Source organism: Rubrivivax benzoatilyticus JA2 = ATCC BAA-35 (assembly GCF_000190375.1).
Taxonomy (GTDB): domain Bacteria; phylum Pseudomonadota; class Gammaproteobacteria; order Burkholderiales; family Burkholderiaceae_C; genus Rubrivivax; species Rubrivivax benzoatilyticus.
The window spans coordinates 24,019-44,347 of the sequence record NZ_AEWG01000158.1 but is presented as its reverse complement, the minus strand read 5'-3'; the positions used below and the strand labels follow the sequence as shown (position 1 = coordinate 44,347).

The window sequence follows — 20,329 nt, the reverse complement described above, 5'->3', positions numbered from 1 at the left end:
CGACGGGCGGGCGGCGCTGACATGCGCTCGCTCTACATCCGCATCTACCTGACGGTGGTGGCGGCGCTGGCGCTGTTCGCGCTGGTGTCGGTCTGGCTGCTGCAGAGCCATCTCGAGCAGGAGCGTGCGCGGGCCCAGAGCACGCTGCAGGAGCGTGTGGCCGCGTGGGGCGAGCTGCTGCAGCGCTCGCTGCCGCGTGCCGACGCGCCGGCCGAGGTGCAGGCCGAGGCGCTGCGCGAGTGGTCCGAGCGCCTGCGCCTGCCGATGGCGCTGGACGACGCGCGCGGCCGGCGCCTCGGTGCCTCCGACTCCTTCGTGCGCCGCCAGGGCGGCGGCCCCGGTGCCGGGCGCGCCTACCCGATCCGTCTGGACGACGGCCGCACGCTGTGGGTGCTGCGCCCGCAGCTGATGCGTGGCGCGCTGCCGCGGCCCGACGGCGACCCCGGCGCGGCCGGCGATCCGGGCGAGCCCGGCGGTCCCGGAGGCCCCGGCGATGCCGGCCCGGGGCGCGAGGGCCCGCGTTTCGGCGGCCTGCAGCCGCGCAGCCCCTGGCTGCCGCCGGGGCCGGCTTTCGACGGCCTGGGGCTGGCGGCGCTGCTGGTCGTGCTGTTCGCCGCGGTGGCCGCCGGCGCCTACCCGGTGGTGCGCCGGCTGACGCGGCGGCTGGAGGCGCTCAAGCGTGGTGTCGAGGCCTTCGGTGCCGGCCACCTGCAGCAGCGTGTCGCCGAGGACGGGCGTGACGAGGTCGCGGCGCTGGGGGCCAGCTTCAACCGCGCCGCGTCGCGCATCGAGGCGCTGCTGCGTTCGCACCAGAGCCTGCTGGCCAACGCCAGCCACGAGCTGCGCTCGCCGCTGGCGCGGCTGAAGATGGCGGTGTCGATGGCCGACGAGGCCACGCCCGAGCAGCGCGAGGCGCTGCGCCGCGAGATCGACACCAACATCGCCGAGCTCGACGCGCTGGTCGAGGAGGTGCTGCTGGCCAGCCGCCTGGACGCCGCGATGACCGTCGACCGCCGCGACCCGGTGGACCTGCTGGCGGTCGCCGCCGAGGAGGCCGCACGCGTGCAGGCCGCGGCGCATGGCGAGGACCTGCGCGTGGCCGGCGACGAGCGCCTGATCCGCCGCGCCGTGCGCAACCTGTTGGAGAACGCCCGCCGCTACGGCGGCGACGAGGTCGAGGCCCAGGTCGTGTCGGTCGGCACGCAGGCCGAGCTGCGCGTCGCCGACCGCGGCCCCGGCGTGCCCGAGGCCTACCGCGAGCGCATCTTCGAGCCCTTCTTCCGCCTGCCCGGCCATGCCGAACGCGAGGGCGGCGTCGGCCTCGGGCTGGCGCTGGTGCGGCAGATCGCCGAGCGCCACGGCGGCAGCGTGCGCTGCACGCCGCGCGACGGCGGCGGCAGCTGCTTCACGCTGTCGCTGCCGCTGTCGGCCTGACTCAGGCCGCCGCGCGGCGCTGCCGGTGCAGCGTCCGGGCGAGGAAGGCCGACAGCGCCGCGGCGGTGAGCACCAGCCCCGCCGTCGACGCGACCCAGAAGCCGGGCGCGCCGTGCAGCGCCGGCGGCACCACGCCCAGCGGGTCGAAGGCCAGCAGGTAGCCGCCACCCAGCCCGACGCCCCACAGCGCCGTGGCGTTGATGACCAGCGGCACGGTGGCGATGCGCCAGGCGCGCAGCACGAAGGCGGCCACGGTCTGCGTCGCGTCGGCGATGTGGAACAGCGCGACGAAGGCCAGCAGCGGCAGCGCCGCGGCCACCACCGCGAGGTCGCGCGTGTACAGGCCGATGACCGGCTCGCGCAGCAGGTACAGCGCGCCGCCGTTGAACACCGCCAGCCCGGCGCCGATGATCACGCCGTGCCAGCCCAGCCGGCGCGCCGCCGGCAGGTCGCGCGCGCCGATGCGCTGCGCGACCAGCGTCGAGGCGCCGTTGGCGATGGCCAGCGGCAGCATGAACAGCAGCGACACCAGGTTGGCCGCGATCTGGTGCCCGGCCACCGGCGTCTCGCCCAGGCGGGCGATGAAGATCGCCATGAAGGTGAAGCCCGAGACCTCGACCAGCACCGCCGCGCCCGACGGCAGGCCCAGGCGCAGCTGGGCGCCGATCGCCGGCCGGTCGGGCGTGTCCAGCCCGCGCCCGCGCAGGCGGAACGCGGCGTAGAACGGGTCGCGGCGCAGCAGCACGAAGGCGGCGACGGTCTGCAGCCACATCGCCACCGCGGTGGCGATGCCGCAGCCCAACACCCCCATCGACGGCAGGCCGAGCGCCGGCACGCCGAACACCAGCGCCGTCGACAGCGGGACCTTGAAGGCCAGCGCGCCGAGCTGCAGCGCCATCACCGCCTTGGGCCGCGACACCGCGACGTTGAACGCGCGGTAGGCGGTGAACAGCAGCGAGGCCGGCAGCGCCACCGCCAGCGCCGCGAGGTAGCCGCGCACCTTGTCGGCCTGCTCGGGTGTCGCCTGGGCCAGCGCCAGGAACGGCGTCGGGAACAGCAGCAGCGCGCAGCCGACGGCCGAGAAGGCGAGCGCGATCCACACCGCCTGGTGCAGCTGGCGCCCGGCGTCGGCCGGGCGGCCGGCACCGAAGAGCTGGCCGACGATCGGCGCCAGCGCCATCACCACGCCCATGAAGCCGACGAAGGTCGTGACGTAGGCGGCGCTGCCGACGGCCAGCGCCGCCAGGTCGGCGGCCGAGTGGCGCGCGACGAGCACGGTGTCGACGGTGCTGAAGGCCAGCACCGAGAGCTGGCCGACGAACACCGGCCAGGCCAGCGGGGCGATGCGCCGGGCGCTGTCGGCCAGGCGCGCGGCGCGGCCCGGCGGCGGCGCGGGGAAGGGCTCCGGCAGCGCCTCGTCGCGCCCGGCCACGCTCAAGTCGTCCCCCGCGCGGCGCGCTCGGCATAACGGTTGAAGCGCCAGGCCGTGCCGTCGGCGGTGATGCGGCGCCAGACGGCGCGTTTCTCGGCCGGGGTCATCACGGTCCAGTGCTGGACCTCGTCGAAGGTCCGGCCGCAGCCTTTGCAGACCGCGTCGCCCTGCGTCGTCGAGCAGATCGCGATGCACGGCGCATCGGGCGTGCTGGCGTACCAGGCCAGCCAGGCGGCGCGCGCCGCCAGCGGCAGCGCATCTTCGTCGACCGTGCTGCGGCGTTCGCGCACCAGCGGCGCGTAGACCTCGGCCAGCGCCCGCACCTCGGCGCAGGCGGTCACGCCGTCGGGCGAGGGGGAACGCTCGCGCCACCAGTTGATGGCGGCTTCGAGGTCGTCGAGATGCAGGTCGGCCATGCGGGCGGGTTCGGGCAACCCGCCATTGTCCGATGCCGGCCCCGGCCTTGGGTGGCCGGGGGCGCTCAGCGGCCGCGGGCTGCGGTGATCGCCGCCGAAGCCGCCAGTTCGGCGTTCAGCGCGTCTTCCAGCGGCGAGCGGCACAGCCCCGCGTGCTCGTAATGCAGGTTCTCGTACAGCTCGGCGGTCGCCGGGGCGATGGCCAGCAGCGCCGGCAGGGCCTCGTCGCCTTCGGCTTCGGCGAGCAGCTCGCGGACCTGCTGCACGACGCCGCGGTACTGCCCGGCGCTGGCCGAACGCGGCTGGCGTTCCAGGCGTTCGAGCAGCGCGGCCATCGCGGCCAGCGTGTGCAGCCGGGCGGGGAGACGGACGGTTTCGGTGGGCATGTTCCGAAGCTGGGGCGTGCGCCGCCGAATTCAAGCCCGCCGCCGTGGCAGCACCCCGGTGGCCAGCGCCGTGCCCAGCAGCACGACGGCGCAACCGGCCACCGTCGCCCCCGACAGGCGCTCGCCGAGCAGCAGCCAGCCCCACAGCACCGCGAACGCCGGCACCAGGAAGGTCACCGACACCGCGTTCGCCGGCCCGGCATGCGCGACGAGGCGGAAGAACAGCCAGTAGGCGAAGCCGGTGCAGGCGAAGGCCAGCACCGCGGCGCCGCCCCAGGCCGCGGCGCCCGGCATCTGCGCCGGCCACCACCACAGCGCCGGGCCCAGCGTGAACACCGCCGCGGCGAGCTGGCTGCCGCCGGCCACCGCCATCGGCGGCACGCCGCCCAGGCGCTTCTTGGTGTAGCTGGCGGCGATGCCGTAACACAGTGTCGCCACCAGGCACAGCACGATGCCGGCGGCCGCGCTGACGCCGTGTTCGCCGGGTTTGAAACTCGCGTTGTGCAGGCCGACGGCCAGCACGCCGGCAAAACCGATCGCCAGCCCCAGCAGGCGCGGCCGGGTCGGCCGGTCGCCGAGCCAGGCCCAGGCGATCAGCGCCGCCCAGAGTGGCGTCGTGGCGTTGAAGATCGACGACAGCCCGGCGCTGAGCACCAGCGCCGCGACCATGTAGCAGGCGAAGGGCAGCGCCGAGTTCAGCAGCCCGACGACGGCGATCGGCCGCCAGTGGCGGGCCAGCGCCGCACCTTCTCCGCGCAGCAGCACCAGCGGCAGCAGCATCAGCGCCGCGCCGGCGACACGCACGAAGACCAGCGCCGCCGGGCCGAAGTCGGCCGCGCCCAGGCGCATGAAGAGAAACGAGCCGCCCCACAGCGACGCGAGCACGAAGAGCTCGGCGAGGTCGCGCCGCGTCACCGTGCGGCCCCGCGCTCCAGCGCCAGCAGGGCCTGCTTGCGCTCCAGCCCGCCGGCGTAGCCGGTCAGGGCACCGCTGCCGCCGACGACGCGGTGGCAGGGCACGACGATCGACAGCGGGTTGCGGCCGACCGCCGCGCCGACGGCGCGCACCGCGCTGGGCCGGCCGATGCGGCGCGCGATCTCGCCGTAGCTCGTCGTCGTGCCGGCGGCGATGGCGCGCAGCTGGTCCCAGACGGCGTGCTGGAACGGCGTGCCTTCGGCGTCCAGCGGCACCGTGAAGCCGGCGCCGTCGCCACGGAAGTAGGCCGCCAGCTCGGCCGCCGCCCGGGCGATCAGCGGATGCGCCGGGTCGACGGGCAGGTCCAGCGCGCCGGGGTGGTGGCGCTGGGCGTCGAACCAGAGGCCGGCCAGGCCGCTGGCGCTGGCGGCCAGCGTCACCGGGCCCAGCGGCGTGTCCAGGCGCGACTGCGCCTGGAGTCGGGGGTGTCTCATCGGGTGTCTCCAGGGCGCCAGAGCGCCATCGCGGCATAGGCGCGCCAGGGCCGCCAGGCCTCGGCCGCGCGTTCGTGTTCACGCGCGTCGCGGCTGCCCAGCGCGGCGGCGAGGCCGGCGTCGCCGGCGGGCCAGGCATCGGGCCAGCCGAGCACACGCAGCGCGACGAGCTGCACGGTCCAGGGGCCGAAGCCGGGCAGGGCGGCCAGCGTGGCCAGCGTCGGCGCCAGCGGCGCGCCGCGTTCGAGCTTCAGCGAACCGTCGGCCACCGCCGCGGCCAGCGCCTGCAGCGCCCGCACACGCTGGCGCACGAGGCCCAGGCGGCCGAGTTCGTCGGGGTCGGCGGCGGCCAGCGTCGCGGCGTCGGGGAAGGCGTGCGTCAGCGCGGTGAACGGCGTCGGCACCGGGCGGCCGTAGCGCCGCACTAGGCGTGCCGCCAGCGTGCCGGCGGCGGCCACCGTGACCTGCTGGCCGAGCACGATGCGCACCGCGGTCTCGAAGCCGTCGAAGGCGCCGGGCAGGCGCTGGCCCTCGGCCGCCAGGCCGGCGGCGGCCAGTGCCGCGGCGATCGGCGCCGGGTCGGCGTCCAGGTCCAGCGCCTCGCGCACGCGGCGCAGCACGGCGCCCAGCACCGGGGCCAAGGCCGGCGCGGCGCGCAGATGGACCTCGTGGCGCTCGGGCACGAAACGCGCCTCGATCCAGCCGTCGAGCACCGAGCCGCGCTGCGGCCAGGCCAGCGTGCGCCGCCAGGCCAGGCCCTCGACCTGCTCGACCCCGGCCAGCGCGCGGCGCGCGGCAAAACCGAGCATCGCCTCGACGTCGTAGGGCGGCCGCCAGGCCAGGCGCAGCACCGGCTCGGCCGGGGTCTCGCCGCGCGCGCGGCGCAGCGCCGTCGGCGCCAGGCGGTAGCGTTCCAGGAAGGCGGCGTTGAAACGCCGCAGGCTCTCGAAGCCGCTGGCCAGCGCGACCTGGGCCACCGGCATCGTCGTGTCGGTCAAGAGCTGCTTGGCCAGCAGCAGGCGCTGGGTGGCGAGGTACTCCCGCGGCGCGACGCCGTGCGCGGCGGCGAAGATGCGGCGCAGATGGCGCTCGCCGACACCCAGGCGTGCGGCCAGCGCCGGCAGCACGACCGGCTCGCCGGCCTGCACCGCGGCCTCGATCGCGCGCGCGGCGCAGCCGGCCAGCGCGTCGGAGGAGTCCATCGCCGACAGCCCGGGCGCGATCTCCGGGCGGCACTTCAGGCAGGGGCGGAAGGCCGCGGCCTCGGCCTGCGCCGGGCTGGCGAAGAAGCGGCAGTTCTCGCGCCGCGGCGTGCGCACGCGGCACACCGGGCGGCAGTAGATGCCGGTGCTGGTGACCCCGACGAACACGCGGCCGTCGAAACGCGCGTCGCGGGCGGCGAGCGCGAGGTAGGCGGCGTCGGGGTCGGGGAACATGCGGCCCATGATAGGGGGCGGGCTGACGCGGACTCGCCGTTTCCGGACATGTCCACCGCTGCAGCGATGTCCTAGGGCGGGCAGGGGACACGCGCGGCGCGGGCGATGGCCGGGCGAAGATCGCGCCCTTTGCAATCCGCCCCCGCACCCGCCGCCCGGGTGCGCCGTCGATGACTCCCGAAACCGTCTGGGTGCTGGCGCTGCTGGCCGGCTGCGTCGTCTGCTTCGTGCTCAATCGCCCGCGCATGGACGTGGTGGCGATGGCGGCGCTGACGCTGCTGGTGCTGGGCGGCACGCTGACGCTGCCCGAGGCGCTGGCCGGCTTCAGCGAGCCGGGCGTGATCCTGATCGCGCTGTTCTTCGTCATCGGCGAGGCGCTGGCGCGGGCCGGCATCGCGCACCGCGTCGGCGACTGGCTGGTGGCGCGTGCCGGCGGCCGCGAGGCCCGGCTGCTGGCGCTGCTGATGGCCGCGACCGCGGCGCTGGGCTCGGTGATGAGCTCGACGGCGGTGGTGGCGATCTTCGTGCCGGTGGCGCTGCGCGTGGCCGCGCGCGTGGGCAGCGCGCCGGGGCGGCTGATGATGCCGCTGGCCTTCGCCGGGCTGCTCAGCGGCATGCTGACGCTGGTCGGCACGCCGCCCAACCTCGTCGTGCAGGCCGAGCTGCACCGCCGCGGCCACGAGGGTTTCGGCTTCTTCGACTTCACGCCGATGGGCGCGGTGCTGCTGGTGCTGGGCATCGGCTACATGCTGGTGGCGCGGCGCTGGCTGGCCGAACGCGAGGCGCCGCGCCGCGACGGCGAGGGCCGGCGCCGGCGCTTGCGCGAGCTGGCCGCCGACTACGGCCTGCTCGACCGCACGCGGCGCCTGCGTGTCCCGGCCGCGTCGCCGGCCGTCGGCTGCACGCTGGGCGAGCTGGAGCTGCGCGCACGCCACGGCGCCAACGTCATCGCCATCGAACGCGAGCGCGGGCTCGGGCCGACGGTGGTCGACACCTCGGCGCACCAGCAGATCCTGCCCGGCGACGTGCTGCTGGCCGACTTCGCCGCGCCCGACGGGGCGGCCCAGGCGCAGCGTGTCGTCGAGGCGATGGGCTTCACCGAGCTGCCGTTCCGGCGCGACTACTTCTCGCGCCTGTCGCGCGAGATCGGCCTGGCCGAGCTGCTGGTGCCGCCGGGTGCGGCGGTGATCGGCCAGTCGATCCTCGAGCTGCGCATGCGCTCGCAGCGCGGCATCAACGTCATCGGCCTGCGCCGCGGCGGCCACCTCGTCGACGAGGATCCGCTGCACGCCAAGCTGAGGATGGGCGACACGCTGCTGGTGGCCGGCGCCTGGAAGGACATCCGCGGCCTGGCCGGCGCGGCGCGCGACTTCGTCGTGCTGACGCTGCCGGCCGAGGTCGACGACGTCGCGCCGGCCGCGTCGCGCGCGCCGCTGGCGCTGGCGGTGCTGGCGGCCACCGTCGCGCTGATGGTCTCGGGGCTGGTGCCCAACGTCGTCGCGGCGCTGCTGGGCTGCCTGGCGATGGGCGCGGTGCGCTGCATCGACGCCGAGTCGGCCTACCGCGCGATCCACTGGCAGAGCCTGATGCTGATCGTCGGCATGCTGCCGTTCGCCGTCGCGCTGCAGAAGACCGGCGGCATCGACTGGCTGGTGGGCGCGATGCTCGCGGCCACCGGCGAGGCCTCGCCACGCGCGGCGCTGGCCGGGCTGTTCGTGCTGACGGCGGCGGTGGGGCTCTTCGTCTCGAACACCGCGACCGCGGTGCTGATGGCGCCGATCGGGCTGGGCATGGCCGAGCGCCTGGGCTGCGCGCCCGAGCCGTTCGCGATGATGGTCGCGCTGGCGGCGTCGGCGGCCTTCATGACGCCGGTGTCCTCGCCGGTGAACACGCTGGTGCTGGGCCCGGGGCGCTACCGCTTCGCCGACTTCGTGAAGATCGGCGTGCCGTTCACGGTGGTCGTCGGCATCGTCTGCGTGGCGCTGCTGCCGCTGCTGTTCCCGTTCTGAGACGGCCGCGCCGGGGCGCAAGCCGGCCCGCCCGGCCGCTGCCTACAATCGCCCGCGACTTCCACCCGGCCCCCGGCCCGCCTTCCATGCAAGTCCATTCCTCGGTGTTCAAGGCCTATGACATCCGCGGCATCGTCGGCCAGACGATCGACGAAACGTTCGCGGAGCATCTCGGAAGGGCTTTCGGCACCGAGGCGCTGGCCGCCGGCGAGCGCGCCGTGGCCGTCGGCCGCGACGGCCGGCTCTCGGGCCCGGGTCTGGCGGCGGCGCTGGTGCGCGGCCTGGTGTCGACCGGCCTGGACGTCGTCGACCTCGGCGCGGTGACGACGCCGATGCTCTACTACGTCGCCGCGACACGTGGCGAACACGGCTGCCGCTCCGGCATCCAGGTCACCGGCAGCCACAACCCGAAGGACTACAACGGCTTCAAGATGGTGCTCGGCGGCCGCGCGATCTACGGCGAGGACATCCAGCGCCTGAAGCGCCGCATCGAGGCCGAGGACTACGTGCAGGCGCCCGGCCGCAGCGCGGCGATGGACATCCTGGCCGAGTACACCCAGCGCATCGTCTCCGACTGCCAGCTCGCGCGGCCGATGAAGATCGTCGTCGACTCGGGCAACGGCATCCCCGGCGCCAGCGCGCCCGGCATCCTGAAGGCCCTGGGCTGCGAGGTCATCGACCTGTACTCCAAGGTCGACGGCGACTTCCCGAACCACCACCCGGACCCGTCCAAGCCCGAGAACCTCGCCGACCTGATCAAGGTCGTGCACGCCACCGGCGCCGAGCTCGGCCTGGCCTTCGACGGCGACGGCGACCGCCTGGGCGTGGTCACCGCCGGCGGCAACGTCATCTACCCCGACCGCCAGGTGATGCTGTTCGCGCGCGACATCCTGTCGCGCCACCCGGGCGCCGAGATCATCTTCGACGTCAAGTGCTCGCAGCGCCTGCCCGAGGCGATCCGCGCCGCCGGCGGCGTGCCGCTGCTGTGGAAGACCGGGCACTCGCTGATCAAGGCCAAGCTCAAGGAGACCGGCGCGCCGTTCGCCGGCGAGATGAGCGGCCACCTGTTCTTCGGCGAGCGCTGGTACGGCTTCGACGACGCGATGTACACCGCGGCGCGGCTGCTGGAGATCCTGTCGCGCGAGGCCGACCCCAGCGCATTCCTCGACGCGCTGCCGACGAGCTTCAGCACGCCCGAGCTCAACGTGCCCTGCGCCGAGGGCGAGAACCACCGCGTCGTCGCCGAGCTGCTGGCGCGTGCCGCCGACGGCCGGCTGGCGCTGGCCGGCGGCGACGTCGGCACCGTCGACGGCCTGCGCATCGACTTCGCCGACGGCTTCGGCCTGATCCGCGCGTCGAACACGACGCCGGTGCTGGTGCTGCGTTTCGAGGGCCACACGCCCGAGGCGCTGGAGCGCATCCAGGGCGACTTCATGGCCGCGCTGCGCGCCGTGAAGGCCGACGCCCGCGTGGAGGCCGCCGCGCACTGAGCGCGAGGCGGGCCTTCTTCCCGCCGCGGAACCCGACATGGCTGCTGACGGCGCTTTCGCCCGCTGGGTCTACTCGACCGGCCTGCGCCTGGCCGCGCCGCTGTACGTCGGCAAGCTGTGGTGGCGCGGGCGCCACGAGCCGCCGTACCGCAGCGCCTGGAACGAACGTTTCGCCACCGGCGGCGTCGGCGACGGCCGCAGCGGCCGCATCTGGGTGCACGCCGTGTCGCTGGGCGAGACGCGTGCCAGCGAGCCGCTGCTGAACGCGCTGCGCCGGCTCGCGCCGGAGCGCGGCCTGCTGCTGACGCACGGCACCGCCACCGGCCGCGAAGCCGGCGCGGCGCTGCTGCAACCCGGCGACGCCCAGGTCTGGCTGCCCTACGACACGCCGGGCGCGGTGCGGCGTTTCCTGCGCCGCCACCGGCCGGCGGTCGGTGTGCTGATGGAAACCGAGATCTGGCCCAACCTGCTCGACGCCGCGCTCGAAGCCGGCGTGCCGATGGTGCTGGCCAACGCGCGCCTGTCCGAACGCAGCTTCGCCAAGGGCCAGCGCCTGCAGGCGCTGCTGCGTCCGGCGGCGGCGAGCTTCTCGCGCGTGCTGGCGCAGACCGCCGACGACGCGCGCCGGCTCGAGGCCAGCGGCGCGCCGTCGCCGCAGGTCATGGGCAACCTGAAGTTCGACGTCTCGCCGAACCCGGCGCTGGTCGAGCGCGGCCGCGCCTGGCGTGTCGCGGCGGGCCGGCCGGTGGTGCTGGCGGCGTCGACACGCGAAGGCGAGGAGGAGCTGCTGCTGGCCGCCTGGAAGCGCCTGGACGCGCCGCGGCCGCTGCTGCTGCTGGTGCCGCGCCATCCGCAGCGTTTCGACGCCGTGGCGCAGATGGCCGCCGCCGCCGGGCTGTCGGTGCGGCGCCGCAGCGGCTGGGGCGAGGCCCCGCCGGCCGACGCGGCGGGTGCCGACGTCTGGCTCGGCGACTCGATCGGCGAGATGCCGCTGTATTACGCCGCCGCCGACGCGGCGCTGCTGGGCGGCAGCTTCGCGCCGCTGGGCGGGCAGAACCTGATCGAGGCCGCGGCCTGCGGCTGCCCGCTGGTGATGGGGCCGCACACCTTCAACTTCGCGCAGGCCGCCGAGATGTCGCTGGCCGCCGGCGCCGCGCTGCGTGCGGCCGACATGGCCGACGGCGTCGCGCAGGCGGTGGCGCTGGCGCTCGACCCGGCGCGCGCCGAGCGTGTGGCCGCTGCGCTGGCCTTCTCGGCCCAGCACCGTGGCGCCGCCGAACGCATGGCGCGCGCGATCGTCGAGCTGCTGCCGGGCGTCAGCGCGCCAGCAGCGCGTTGACCGACTCGACGTCGGTCAGGCCCAGCCGGCCGGCCGCCTGGCGCAGCCGCAGCGTGTTGACGATGACGTCGTAGCGTGCGCGCGCCAGGTCGCGCTGGGTGGCGTAGAGCTGGGTCTGGGCGTCGAGCACGTCGAGGTTGACGCGCACGCCGACGCGGTAGCCGAGCTGCGTGGCTTCCAGCGACAGCTTGCTCGAGGCCTCGGCGGCCTCGTAGGCGCGGACCTGGGCGATGCCCGACTGCACCGCGAACAAGGCGGTGCGCGCGTTCAGCGCGACGTTGCGGCGCGCCGATTCCAGCTCGTTGCGCGAGCTCTCCTCCAGCAGCAGCGTCTCGCGCACGCGGTTCTGCGTCGCGTTGCCGGCGTACAGCGGCAGCTTGAACTGCAGGCCCATGCTGTAGGTGTTGGTGGCGCCGCCGGCGTTGTTCAGCGCCACCGAACTGCCGCCGACACGCTGGCGCTCGGCCGAGGCCACCAGGTCCAGCGTCGGCAGGTGGCCGGCGCGGGCGCGTTCGGTCTCGAGGCGGGCGATGTCGTAGGCCACCTGGGCGCGGCGGATCGCCGGGTGGTCGCCCTGCGCGCTGCGCACCCACTGCTCGGGGTCGGCCGGGCTGGGCTCGGGCAGCACGACCGGCGTGGCCAGCGGCTTCGGGTCGGTGCCGAGGCGGCCGACCAGGGTGTCCAGCGCGGTGCGCCGCGTCAGCAGCAGGTTCTCGGCGGCGATCTCCTCGGCGAGCACGAGGTCGTAGCGGGCCTGGGCTTCGCGGGTGTCGGTGATCGTCGCGGTGCCGACCTCGAAGTTGCGCTTGGCCGAGGCCAGCTGCTCGGTGATCGCGGTCTTGCTCGCGCGCGTGGTCGCCAGCGCGTCCTGCGCCGCGAGCACGTCGAAATAGGCCTGGGCGACGCGCACGACGAGGTCCTGCTCGGCCGCTTCCAGCGCCGCCTGGGTGGCCGCCAGCGAGCGCTCGGCCTGCTCGATCGCGACCGAGTTGGCGCGGTTGAACAGCGGCAGGCTGGCGTCGATCGACGCGCGGGCGGTGTTGTAGGTGCCGCGCTCGACGCCGTCGGGGCGGGAGTCGCTGCCGGTGGCGCTGGCGTTCAGCGCCGCAGCCGGGCGGTTGAGCGCACGCGTCTGGGCGACTTGGTACTCGGCCGAGTCGGCCTGTGCGCGTGCGGCCAGGTAGGACGCGTCGTAGGCGCGGGCGGCCTGGTACAGCTCGGACAGGCTCTGGGCGTGGACGGCCGCCGGCAGCGCGAACGCGACGGCGCTGGCCAGGGCGAGACGGGTGAGGAGCGGACGCATGAAACGGGTTCCCTCGGTTCTTCGTGTTTCGGCGGGACGAGCCGCGGTTCTAGCGCCGACGGGCCGGCGCCGCCGCCGTCATGCGACGGGCGGCGCCCCGGAAGGGGCCGACGTGCCGCCGCAGGCGATGGACGGCAGGCCGGCGCGCGGGCATGCCGGGCTCAGAAGGCGAAGCGCGTCGGCTCGGCGAAGCCCTGCAGACGCGGCGCGACGGTGTCGAACAGGTCGACCTCGGACCAGGCCTCGGGGCCGACGCGGGTGTAGAGCCGGGCGCACATGATCGGCAGCTCGCCGACGATCGCCGCCAGCCGGCCGCCGACCTTCAGCTGCTCGAGCAGCGCACGCGGCACCGCGGCGACCGAGCCCGACAGCACGATGGCGTCGAACGGCGCCTCGGCGGGCAGGCCGCGGGCGCCGTCCTCGGCCGTCACCTCGACGACCCGGACCGTCGTCACGCCGGCGCGGCGCAGGTTCTCGCGCGCCTGGGCGACCAGCGCCGAGCGGCATTCCAGCGTCCAGACCTGCTGCGCGCGGTGCGCCAGCAGCGCGGCCATGAAGCCCGAGCCGGTGCCGATCTCCAGCACCTTCTCGTGGCGCTGCACCTGCAGCTCCTGCAGCAGCCGGGCCTGGATCTTGGGCTCCAGCATCACCGGGCCGTGCGGCTCGTCGGCGATCAGCGGCACCTGCAGGTCGGCGAAGGCCAGGGCCTTCAGCGCCGGCGGCACGAAGTCCTCGCGCCGCACCGTCGCCAGCAGTTGCAGCACGCCGTCGTCCAGCACCTCCCAGGGGCGGATCTGCTGCTCGATCATGTTGAAGCGGGCGAGTTCGGTGTTCATCGCAATATACCGTGCAGGGTATCAGAGTCCGGGCTGTCCGGATTCTAGGCGCCGCTGGCGGCGTGCGCCGATCCGGGGTTTGGCGCCGCGGCCGGCCCGTCGCGGCGCTCGATGCCGCGCAGCAGGATGTCGATCTGCAGCGCCAGCAGTTCCTCGGTGGGCCGCACGGGCGGCGCCCACAGCGTGCCGCCGTCGAGCGCGCGCATCAGCAGCGGCGCGATCAGCGCGTAGCAGGCCTCCTCGACCGGCAGGGCGCGGAACTCGCCGCGTTCGATGCCGCGCTGCAGCGCACGGGCGAAGAGCTGGTCGGCCGGCGCCACGACCTCGTCGGCGTAGAAGCGCTGCAGCTCGGGGAAGTGCTGCAGCTCGGCCAGCAGCACGCGGTGCAGGCCGGCGGCCGGCCGGCTGCCGATGCGCTCCCACCAGATGCGGCCGAGGGCCAGCAGCAGCTCGCGCGTCGAGCCCTGGTGGTGCTCGGCGAGCTCGGCGCCCTCGGCGATCAGGTTGGACAGGGTCGCGCGCACGACGGCCTTGAACAGCTCTTCCTTGCTCGGGAAGTAGAGGTAGAGCGTGCCCTTGGAGACACCGGCCCGGCGGGCCACCTCGTCGGAGTGGGTGGCCGCGTAGCCGTTCTGCACGAACAGCTCGAGCGCCGCGTCCAGCAGCTCCTGCGGCCGTGCGTGCTTGCGGCGCTGCCGCGGCGGCCGGGGAGGGGTATCTAATGACTTCGAGGTCATTAGTGGACTGTACCCAGTCCGGCGGCCGGGCCGCAAGGCGGCTTTCCGGCGTCGCCGCGTGACGCGGCCCGGGCAGGCGACCCGGCGCGCTCGTCCTGCGCTTCACGCACGCGCCGCGGTGACATCGGCGGCCGTGTCGCCGGCGGCCTCTATGATCGGCCGCTTTGCCGCTTCCAAGGGACGAGCATTTTGGATTTGCTGCTGCTGGCCAAGGCCGCGGTCATGGGCATCGTCGAGGGCCTCACCGAGTTCCTCCCCATCTCCTCCACCGGGCATCTGATCCTCGCCGGCTCCCTGCTCGACTTCACCGGCGAGACCGCCAAGGTCTTCGAGATCGCGATCCAGACCGGCGCCATGCTGGCGGTGATCTGGGAGTACCGCCAGCGCCTGGGCCGCACCGTCACCGGCATCGGCCACGACCCGCTGGCGCGGCGCTTCGCGCTCAACGTGCTGATCGCCTTCGTGCCGGCGGTGGTGTTCGGCCTGGCGCTGGGCAAGGTCGTCAAGGAGCACCTGTTCCACCCGGTGCCGGTGGCCACGGCCTTCATCGTCGGCGGCATCGTCATCCTGCTCGTCGAACGCCGCCACCGGCGGGCCTTCGGCGAACGCGACCTGGAGGGCGCGCGCCGGGCGCGTGTCGAGAGCGTCGACGACATGACGCCGCTGGACGCGCTGAAGGTCGGCCTGGTGCAGTGCCTGGCGCTGGTCCCGGGCACCAGCCGTTCGGGCTCGACGATCATCGGCGCGATGCTCTTCGGCTTCTCGCGCCGCTGCGCCGCCGAGTTCAGCTTCTACCTCGGCATCCCGACGCTGATGGGCGCCGGCGCCTACTCGGTGTTCCGCCAGCGCGACGCGCTGCACTGGGGCGACGCGCCGATGTTCCTCGTCGGCTCGGCCTTCGCGTTCGTCAGTGCGCTGCTGTGCATCCGCTGGCTGATCCGCTACATCTCCACGCACGACTTCACGGTCTTCGCGTGGTATCGCATCGTCTTCGGCTGCGTCGTGCTGCTGACGGCGTGGAGCGGCGTCGTCAGCTGGTCCGAGTGAACACCAGGTCCCAGACGCCGTGGCCCAGGCGCAGGCCGCGGGCCTCGAACTTGGTCAGCGGCCGCCAGGCCGGGCGTTCGGCGTAGCCGGCGGCGGTGTTGGCCAGCGAGCTGGCCGACAGCACCTCCAGCATCTGCTCGGCGTAGGGCTGCCAGTCGGTGGCGCAGTGCAGGTAGCCGCCGGGCGCCAGCCGGCTGGCGAGCAGTTCGACGAAGGCCGGCTGGATCAGGCGGCGCTTGTGGTGCCGTTTCTTGTGCCAGGGGTCGGGGAACCAGACGTGCACGCCGGCCAGCGAGGCCGGCGGGATCATCTCGCGCAGCACCTCGACGGCGTCGTGGCGAAGGATGCGCACGTTCTCCAGGCCGCGTTCGCCGATGTGGCGCAGCAGCGCGCCGACGCCGGGCTCGTGCACCTCGACGCCGAGCAGGTCGCGCTCGGGCGAGGCGGCCGCCACCTGGGCCGTCGCGTCGCCCATGCCGAAGCCGATCTCCAGCACCACCGGTGCCGTGCGGCCGAAGACGGCGGCGAAGTCCAGGGGCTGCGCCGCGTAGGGCAGCACGTAGCGGGGCCCGAGTTCGGCCAGCGCTCGCTGCTGTCCGGTGCCCATGCGGCCGGCGCGCAGCACGTAGCTGCGGATCGGCCGTTGCGGAGAAGGTGTGTCGTCCATGAGGGCGCGCAGTGTAGCGAGCGCTGGCCGCGCCGGGCCGGGGACATCTCGCGACAGCGCCGCGGCGGCGCTAGAATGCCGGCCCAGCGCGGGTGTAGTTCAATGGTAGAACGGCAGCTTCCCAAGCTTCATACGAGGGTTCGATTCCCTTCACCCGCTCCAGAACACGATGAAGCGCCTGTCCCCCGGACAGGCGCTTTTTCTTTGCCCGCCGCACCATGAAAAACGCCCCGGCGGGCCGGGGCGTCAGGGTGGGCCGGGGCCTCGCGGCCCCGGGCGACGTGGATCAGAACGAGTGGCGGATGCCGACGCCGAACATCTTGGTCTTGGCGTCGATGTTCATGCCGGCGCCCGAGAACAGCGGCACCTCGGTCGAACCCAGCGGGACGAGCAGCGCCACCGGGCCGCCGGCCAGGCCGGCGCCGCCGAGCAAGGGGTTGCCGTTGGAGATGTCGCCGCGGTCGTCCTTGACCTGGCCGGCGCGCGCGAAGATCGCGGTGCGCTTGGACAGGTTGTAGTCGGCGCCGAGCATGAAGCCGGTGTCCTTGCCCTTGGTGAAGTTGGTGAACTTCGCCTGCATCACCTGGCCGATGAGGTCCAGCGAGCCGATCGTGTGCTTGGCCGCGATCGCCAGCACGCGCATCTTCGGGTCGGTGTCGCCGGTCTCGTCGAGCTGGCCCTGGTAGTAGCTGCCGCCGAGCTCGGTGCCGAAGGCGAACTTGTACTTCGCGGCGAGCATGTAGCTCGTGAACTTCTCGGTGGCGAACAGCGGCAGGAAGCCGTCCGGCGACAGCGGCGTGACGCGGAACGGCAGGCCGAGCTGCACGTTGGACAGGTCGTTGCGGTTGTACGCGGCCACGGCCTTCAGGTCGTCGCCCAGGTAGGCGATCATCGCGCCCCAGGTCTTGCCGCGGCCGTCGTCGCTCTCGGCACCGGCGGTCAGGCCGCCGAGGATCTGGCCCAGCTGCGGCGCCGAGCCCGACGGCGGGATCGTGCCGGTCGGGGTGTTGGTCGCCGTCGAGCGCACCGGGCTGATGCGCGCGGCGGCGCCGGCGTTCGGCGAGTACGACACGCGGCCGGCCCACGCACCCTGGCGCACGCCGTAGCTGATGACGTTGTCCTGGTAGGTCTGCAGGTTGTTCAGCGCGACGCCGGTGGCGAACAGGTCGGTGCCGCCGATGCCGTCGAGCGTGCCCAGGAAGTAGGCGGCCAGCATCGGCGAGACCTGGCGGCCCAGCCGCACTTCGCCGACCGGCGTCGTCAGCGCCACCCAGGCCTGGCGGCCCCACATGCGGCCGTCGTTGCCCATCGTGCCGTTGTCGGCGATGACCGAGCCTTCGAGCGTGAACTTGGCCTCCCAGCCGCCGCCCAGCGGCTCGGTGCCACGCACGCCGAGGTGCGACTGGCGCGTCATGCTCGGCGCCAGGCGGGTCTGCTTCTGCTCGGGCGAGACGACCGAGTTGGCGCCGGCCAGCCCCTGGACGGTGCCGGTGACGTTGCCTTCGGACTTGTTGATGCGGTCGACGCTCAGGTCCAGCGTGCCGTAGATCTGCACGCTGCCGTCCTGAGCCTGCGCGGCACCGGCGAACAGGGCCGCGGCAGCCAGCGCGAGGGCGGTCAGGCTTCTGGGTTTGGAAATCAAGTTCAGTCTCCTGGTTGTACTTCGGGTGTGACGAGGAACCGGTCGGGACCCGAGGCAGGCGACGCAGGCCGATGGCCTGCCGGCGGCGCGGGAATCCGACAGCAGCCCGACGTTAGACAAGGGGGTGACGCTAGCGGCATCCACAAAACTACCAACGTCGCGCGCCCGCAACAGCCGCGACGGCCCGGTGGGCGGCCTTGGCGCTGATGTCGGGACCGTCGCAGCACGCGGTTACAGTGACCGCGGGCCGCTGTCGGCCCGTTGTGGCCCCGTGAACTGGGGATCCCCTCCGCCCGCGTCGCCTGCGCGACAAGGCCGTCTCGCTGCGGGAGCCGCGATGGATGCAGTGTTTCGAGTTCTCAGCCTGGGCGACGGGGCCCCGGAGATCGCCGGGTCGCCCTACGGTCCCTTCGTCGTCGAGCACTGCGATTCGCCCGAGCAGGTGGCGGCACGCCTGCGCGAGCAGCCGCCGGACGCGCTGCTGCTGGCCACCGCCGAGCCCGGAGCACTGCCGGACTGGCCGGCGCTGGCGCAGGCCGTGCTGGACACCGCGGTCGTCGTCGTGCTGCACGCACCGGCGCCGCGTGCGGCGGTCGAGCTGCTGCAGTTCGGTGTCCAGGACGTGCTGGCCGACGCCACCGACGTGCCGCGGGCGCTGCGCCTGGCGATCGAGCGCCGGCGCCTGGGTCTCGCGGCGCGCAAGGGCTATTCGACCGACCTGCCGACCGGGCTGCCCAACCACGCCCAGCTGCTGGAACACATGACGCATCTGCTGGCGCTGCGCGAGCGCGAGCCGGCGCCGATGGCGCTGATCGTGCTGCGCGTCGACGGCCTGGCCGCGGTCGCCGAGACGCTGGGCCAGGAGTCGGCCGACGTGCTGCGGCGCAAGGCCGCGGTGCGGCTGCGCGCGGCGCTGCGTGCCAGCGACGTCGTCGCCTCGATCGGCCACGACGCGTTCGCCGTGCTGCTGGCCTGGATCGACTCGCCGGCCGACGGCGAGCGTGTGATGGACAAGCTGGCGGCGATCCTGTCGCAGCCCTTCAGCGTCGCCGGGCGCGCGCAGCGCCTGCTGCCGCACGCCGGGCTGGCTTCGTACCCGGAGCACGGCAAGAGCGCCGAGCCGCTGCTGCGCCGGGCGCTGGGGGCGGCGCTGCAGTTCACGCCGGTCGGCCGCGACGCCGCGCAGCCGGCCGACCGCGGCCCGGCCGCGGCGGCCAACGACGAGGAAGCCTGAAGCCTTACTTCAGGATGTCGCCGAGGCAGACGTACTTGGTCTCGAGGTAGTCGTCGATGCCCTGGCGCGCGCCTTCGCGGCCCAGGCCCGACTGCTTGACGCCGCCGAACGGCACCTCGGCGGTCGAGATCAGCCCGGTGTTGACGCCGACCATGCCGTACTCCAGCGCCTCCGAGACACGCCAGATGCGGCCGATGTCGCGGCTGTAGAAATAGCTCGCCAGGCCGAACTCGGTGGCGTTGGCGAGTTCGATCGCCTCGGCCTCGGTCTCGAACTTGATCACCGGGGCGATCGGGCCGAAGGTCTCTTCCTTCGAGCAGCGCATCTCCGGCGTCACGCCGGCCAACACCGTCGGCGCGAAGAAACGTTCGCCGACACGCTCGCCGCCGGTCACCAGGCGCGCGCCCTGCGCCAGCGCGTCGGCGACGTGGGCCTCGACCTTGGCCATCGCCGGCTCGTCGATCAGCGGGCCGAGCTGCACGCCGGGCTCGAAGCCGTTGCCGACGGCGATCTGGCGTGCCCGTGCCGCCAGCTTCTCGACGAAGGCGTCGTGGATGCCGGCCTGGGCGTACAGGCGGTTGGCGCAGACGCAGGTCTGGCCGGCGTTGCGGTACTTGCTGACCAGCGCGCCCTCGACGGCGCTGTCGAGGTCGGCGTCGTCGAAGACGATGAACGGCGCGTTGCCGCCGAGCTCCAGCGACAGCTTCTTGACCGTCGACGCGCACTGCTTCATCAGGATGCGGCCGACCTCGGTGCTGCCGGTGAAGGACAGGTGGCGCACGACGTCGCTGGTGCACAGCACCTTGCCGATCTCGATGGAGTTCTCGGCATCGGCCGGCAGCACGTTGAAGACGCCGGCCGGCATGCCGGCGCGTTGCGCCAGCTCGGCCACCGCCAGCGCCGACAGCGGCGTCTGCTCGGCTGGCTTGACGATCACCGGGCAGCCGGCGGCCAGCGCCGGCGCGACCTTGCGCGTGATCATCGCGATCGGGAAGTTCCACGGCGTGATCGCCGCGCAGACGCCGACCGGCTGGCGGATCACCAGGTAGCGCTTGTTGCCGTCGGTGGTCGGGATGGTCTCGCCGTAGACGCGGCGCGCCTCCTCGGCGAACCACTCGATGAAGCTGGCGCCGTAGGTCACTTCGCCACGCGCCTCGGCCAGCGGCTTGCCTTGTTCGGCGGTCATCAGCCGCGCCAGGTCGTCGGCGTGCTGGTGCAGCAGCGCGAACCAGCGCATCAGCACCGCGCCGCGTTCCTTGGCGGTCTTGGCGCGCCACGGCGCCCAGGCCCGCTCGGCAGCGGCGATGGCCGCGGCGCAGTCGACGGCGCCCAGGTTGGCCACCTGGGCCAGTTCGCGGCCGGTGGCCGGGTCGTGCACGGCGAAGCGGCTGCCGGCCTCGATCCACTCGCCGTCGATCAGGCCGGCGGTCTTCAGCAGCGACGGATCGGCCAGCGTGGCCAGCGGGGAAGCGGTGTCGTCCATCGTTCGTCCTCGGGTTCTGGGGGTCTCGG

18 protein-coding genes and 1 tRNA gene are annotated in these 20,329 nt (G+C 74.0%); 7 read left to right on the top strand and 12 right to left on the bottom strand.

Annotated features, from left to right (window positions below; all coding sequences use genetic code 11):
• The first annotated feature begins 21 nt into the window (after positions 1 to 21).
• The gene (locus RBXJA2T_RS18145) at positions 22 to 1,434 is read left to right on the top strand and encodes a sensor histidine kinase (protein WP_009858887.1); all 1,413 of its coding nucleotides are present in this window, start codon (positions 22 to 24) and stop codon (positions 1,432 to 1,434) included.
• Position 1,435: 1 nt separating this feature from the next.
• Here RBXJA2T_RS18145 and RBXJA2T_RS18140 read toward each other — a convergent pair whose 3' ends face one another.
• From RBXJA2T_RS18140 to RBXJA2T_RS18115, 6 genes are all read right to left on the bottom strand, one after another.
• The gene (locus RBXJA2T_RS18140) at positions 1,436 to 2,866 is read right to left on the bottom strand and encodes an MATE family efflux transporter (protein WP_009858886.1); all 1,431 of its coding nucleotides are present in this window, start codon (positions 2,864 to 2,866) and stop codon (positions 1,436 to 1,438) included.
• A gap of 2 nt (positions 2,867 to 2,868) precedes the next feature.
• Positions 2,869 to 3,282 carry a DUF3717 domain-containing protein gene (locus RBXJA2T_RS18135; RefSeq protein WP_009858885.1) on the bottom strand — a complete coding sequence of 138 codons (414 nt, stop codon included), beginning with the start codon at positions 3,280 to 3,282 and terminating at the stop codon, positions 2,869 to 2,871.
• Between the two features lie 65 nt (positions 3,283 to 3,347).
• Positions 3,348 to 3,668 (bottom strand): hypothetical protein, encoded by a 321-nt coding sequence (locus RBXJA2T_RS18130; protein ID WP_009858884.1) that lies wholly within the window; start codon positions 3,666 to 3,668, stop codon positions 3,348 to 3,350.
• Between the two features lie 30 nt (positions 3,669 to 3,698).
• Positions 3,699 to 4,583 (bottom strand): DMT family transporter, encoded by an 885-nt coding sequence (locus RBXJA2T_RS18125; RefSeq protein ID WP_009858883.1) that lies wholly within the window; start codon positions 4,581 to 4,583, stop codon positions 3,699 to 3,701.
• A complete protein-coding gene (locus tag RBXJA2T_RS18120; protein WP_009858882.1) occupies positions 4,580 to 5,077 on the bottom strand; it encodes a methylated-DNA--[protein]-cysteine S-methyltransferase in 498 nt (165 codons plus the stop codon). The genes RBXJA2T_RS18125 and RBXJA2T_RS18120 overlap by 4 nt, the downstream gene beginning before the upstream one ends.
• Positions 5,074 to 6,522, bottom strand: coding sequence for an AlkA N-terminal domain-containing protein (locus RBXJA2T_RS18115; protein ID WP_029718637.1), 1,449 nt, complete (start codon positions 6,520 to 6,522; stop codon positions 5,074 to 5,076). Before RBXJA2T_RS18115 ends, RBXJA2T_RS18120 begins: the two co-directional genes overlap by 4 nt.
• A 161-nt stretch (positions 6,523 to 6,683) precedes the next feature.
• Between RBXJA2T_RS18115 and RBXJA2T_RS18110 the strand changes: the two genes are divergently transcribed.
• The 3 genes from RBXJA2T_RS18110 (at position 6,684) to RBXJA2T_RS18100 (ending at position 11,351) form a co-directional block, all read left to right on the top strand.
• Positions 6,684 to 8,522 carry an SLC13 family permease gene (locus RBXJA2T_RS18110; protein WP_029718636.1) on the top strand — a complete coding sequence of 613 codons (1,839 nt, stop codon included), beginning with the start codon at positions 6,684 to 6,686 and terminating at the stop codon, positions 8,520 to 8,522.
• An 86-nt stretch (positions 8,523 to 8,608) separates the two neighbouring features.
• Complete coding sequence (locus RBXJA2T_RS18105) at positions 8,609 to 10,012, top strand: phosphomannomutase/phosphoglucomutase (protein WP_029718635.1); 1,404 nt, start codon at positions 8,609 to 8,611, stop codon at positions 10,010 to 10,012.
• Between the two features lie 37 nt (positions 10,013 to 10,049).
• Positions 10,050 to 11,351, top strand: coding sequence for a 3-deoxy-D-manno-octulosonic acid transferase (locus tag RBXJA2T_RS18100; protein WP_009858878.1), 1,302 nt, complete (start codon positions 10,050 to 10,052; stop codon positions 11,349 to 11,351).
• Here the strand turns inward: RBXJA2T_RS18100 and RBXJA2T_RS18095 are convergent.
• From RBXJA2T_RS18095 to RBXJA2T_RS18085, 3 genes are all read right to left on the bottom strand, one after another.
• Positions 11,329 to 12,654 carry a TolC family outer membrane protein gene (locus RBXJA2T_RS18095; protein ID WP_009858877.1) on the bottom strand — a complete coding sequence of 442 codons (1,326 nt, stop codon included), beginning with the start codon at positions 12,652 to 12,654 and terminating at the stop codon, positions 11,329 to 11,331. The genes RBXJA2T_RS18100 and RBXJA2T_RS18095 overlap by 23 nt on opposite strands.
• Positions 12,655 to 12,815: 161 nt before the next feature.
• Positions 12,816 to 13,490, bottom strand: coding sequence for a protein-L-isoaspartate O-methyltransferase family protein (locus RBXJA2T_RS18090; protein WP_009858876.1), 675 nt, complete (start codon positions 13,488 to 13,490; stop codon positions 12,816 to 12,818).
• 44 nt (positions 13,491 to 13,534) lie between these two features.
• A complete protein-coding gene (locus RBXJA2T_RS18085; protein ID WP_029718634.1) occupies positions 13,535 to 14,227 on the bottom strand; it encodes a TetR/AcrR family transcriptional regulator in 693 nt (230 codons plus the stop codon).
• A 189-nt stretch (positions 14,228 to 14,416) separates the two neighbouring features.
• Between RBXJA2T_RS18085 and RBXJA2T_RS18080 the strand changes: the two genes are divergently transcribed.
• On the top strand, positions 14,417 to 15,274 hold the full coding sequence (locus RBXJA2T_RS18080; protein ID WP_029718633.1) for an undecaprenyl-diphosphate phosphatase: 858 nt from the start codon (positions 14,417 to 14,419) through the stop codon (positions 15,272 to 15,274).
• Here the strand turns inward: RBXJA2T_RS18080 and trmB are convergent.
• Positions 15,258 to 15,941, bottom strand: coding sequence for a tRNA (guanosine(46)-N7)-methyltransferase TrmB (gene trmB / locus RBXJA2T_RS18075; protein WP_009858873.1), 684 nt, complete (start codon positions 15,939 to 15,941; stop codon positions 15,258 to 15,260). The two genes, RBXJA2T_RS18080 and trmB, sit on opposite strands and share 17 nt — an antisense overlap.
• Positions 15,942 to 16,029: 88 nt before the next feature.
• Between trmB and RBXJA2T_RS18070 the strand changes: the two genes are divergently transcribed.
• Positions 16,030 to 16,103, top strand: a tRNA-Gly gene (locus RBXJA2T_RS18070).
• A gap of 124 nt (positions 16,104 to 16,227) precedes the next feature.
• On the opposite strand, the gene RBXJA2T_RS18065 is transcribed toward RBXJA2T_RS18070, so the two are convergent.
• Positions 16,228 to 17,583, bottom strand: a complete 1,356-nt coding sequence (locus tag RBXJA2T_RS18065) for a porin (RefSeq protein ID WP_009858872.1) — start codon at positions 17,581 to 17,583, stop codon at positions 16,228 to 16,230.
• 337 nt (positions 17,584 to 17,920) lie between these two features.
• On the opposite strand from RBXJA2T_RS18065, the gene RBXJA2T_RS18060 reads away from it, so the two are divergent.
• Positions 17,921 to 18,817, top strand: coding sequence for a GGDEF domain-containing protein (locus RBXJA2T_RS18060; protein ID WP_138938929.1), 897 nt, complete (start codon positions 17,921 to 17,923; stop codon positions 18,815 to 18,817).
• Between the two features lie 4 nt (positions 18,818 to 18,821).
• On the opposite strand, the gene RBXJA2T_RS18055 is transcribed toward RBXJA2T_RS18060, so the two are convergent.
• Positions 18,822 to 20,300, bottom strand: a complete 1,479-nt coding sequence (locus RBXJA2T_RS18055) for an NAD-dependent succinate-semialdehyde dehydrogenase (RefSeq protein WP_009858870.1) — start codon at positions 20,298 to 20,300, stop codon at positions 18,822 to 18,824.
• Positions 20,301 to 20,329 lie beyond the last annotated feature (29 nt).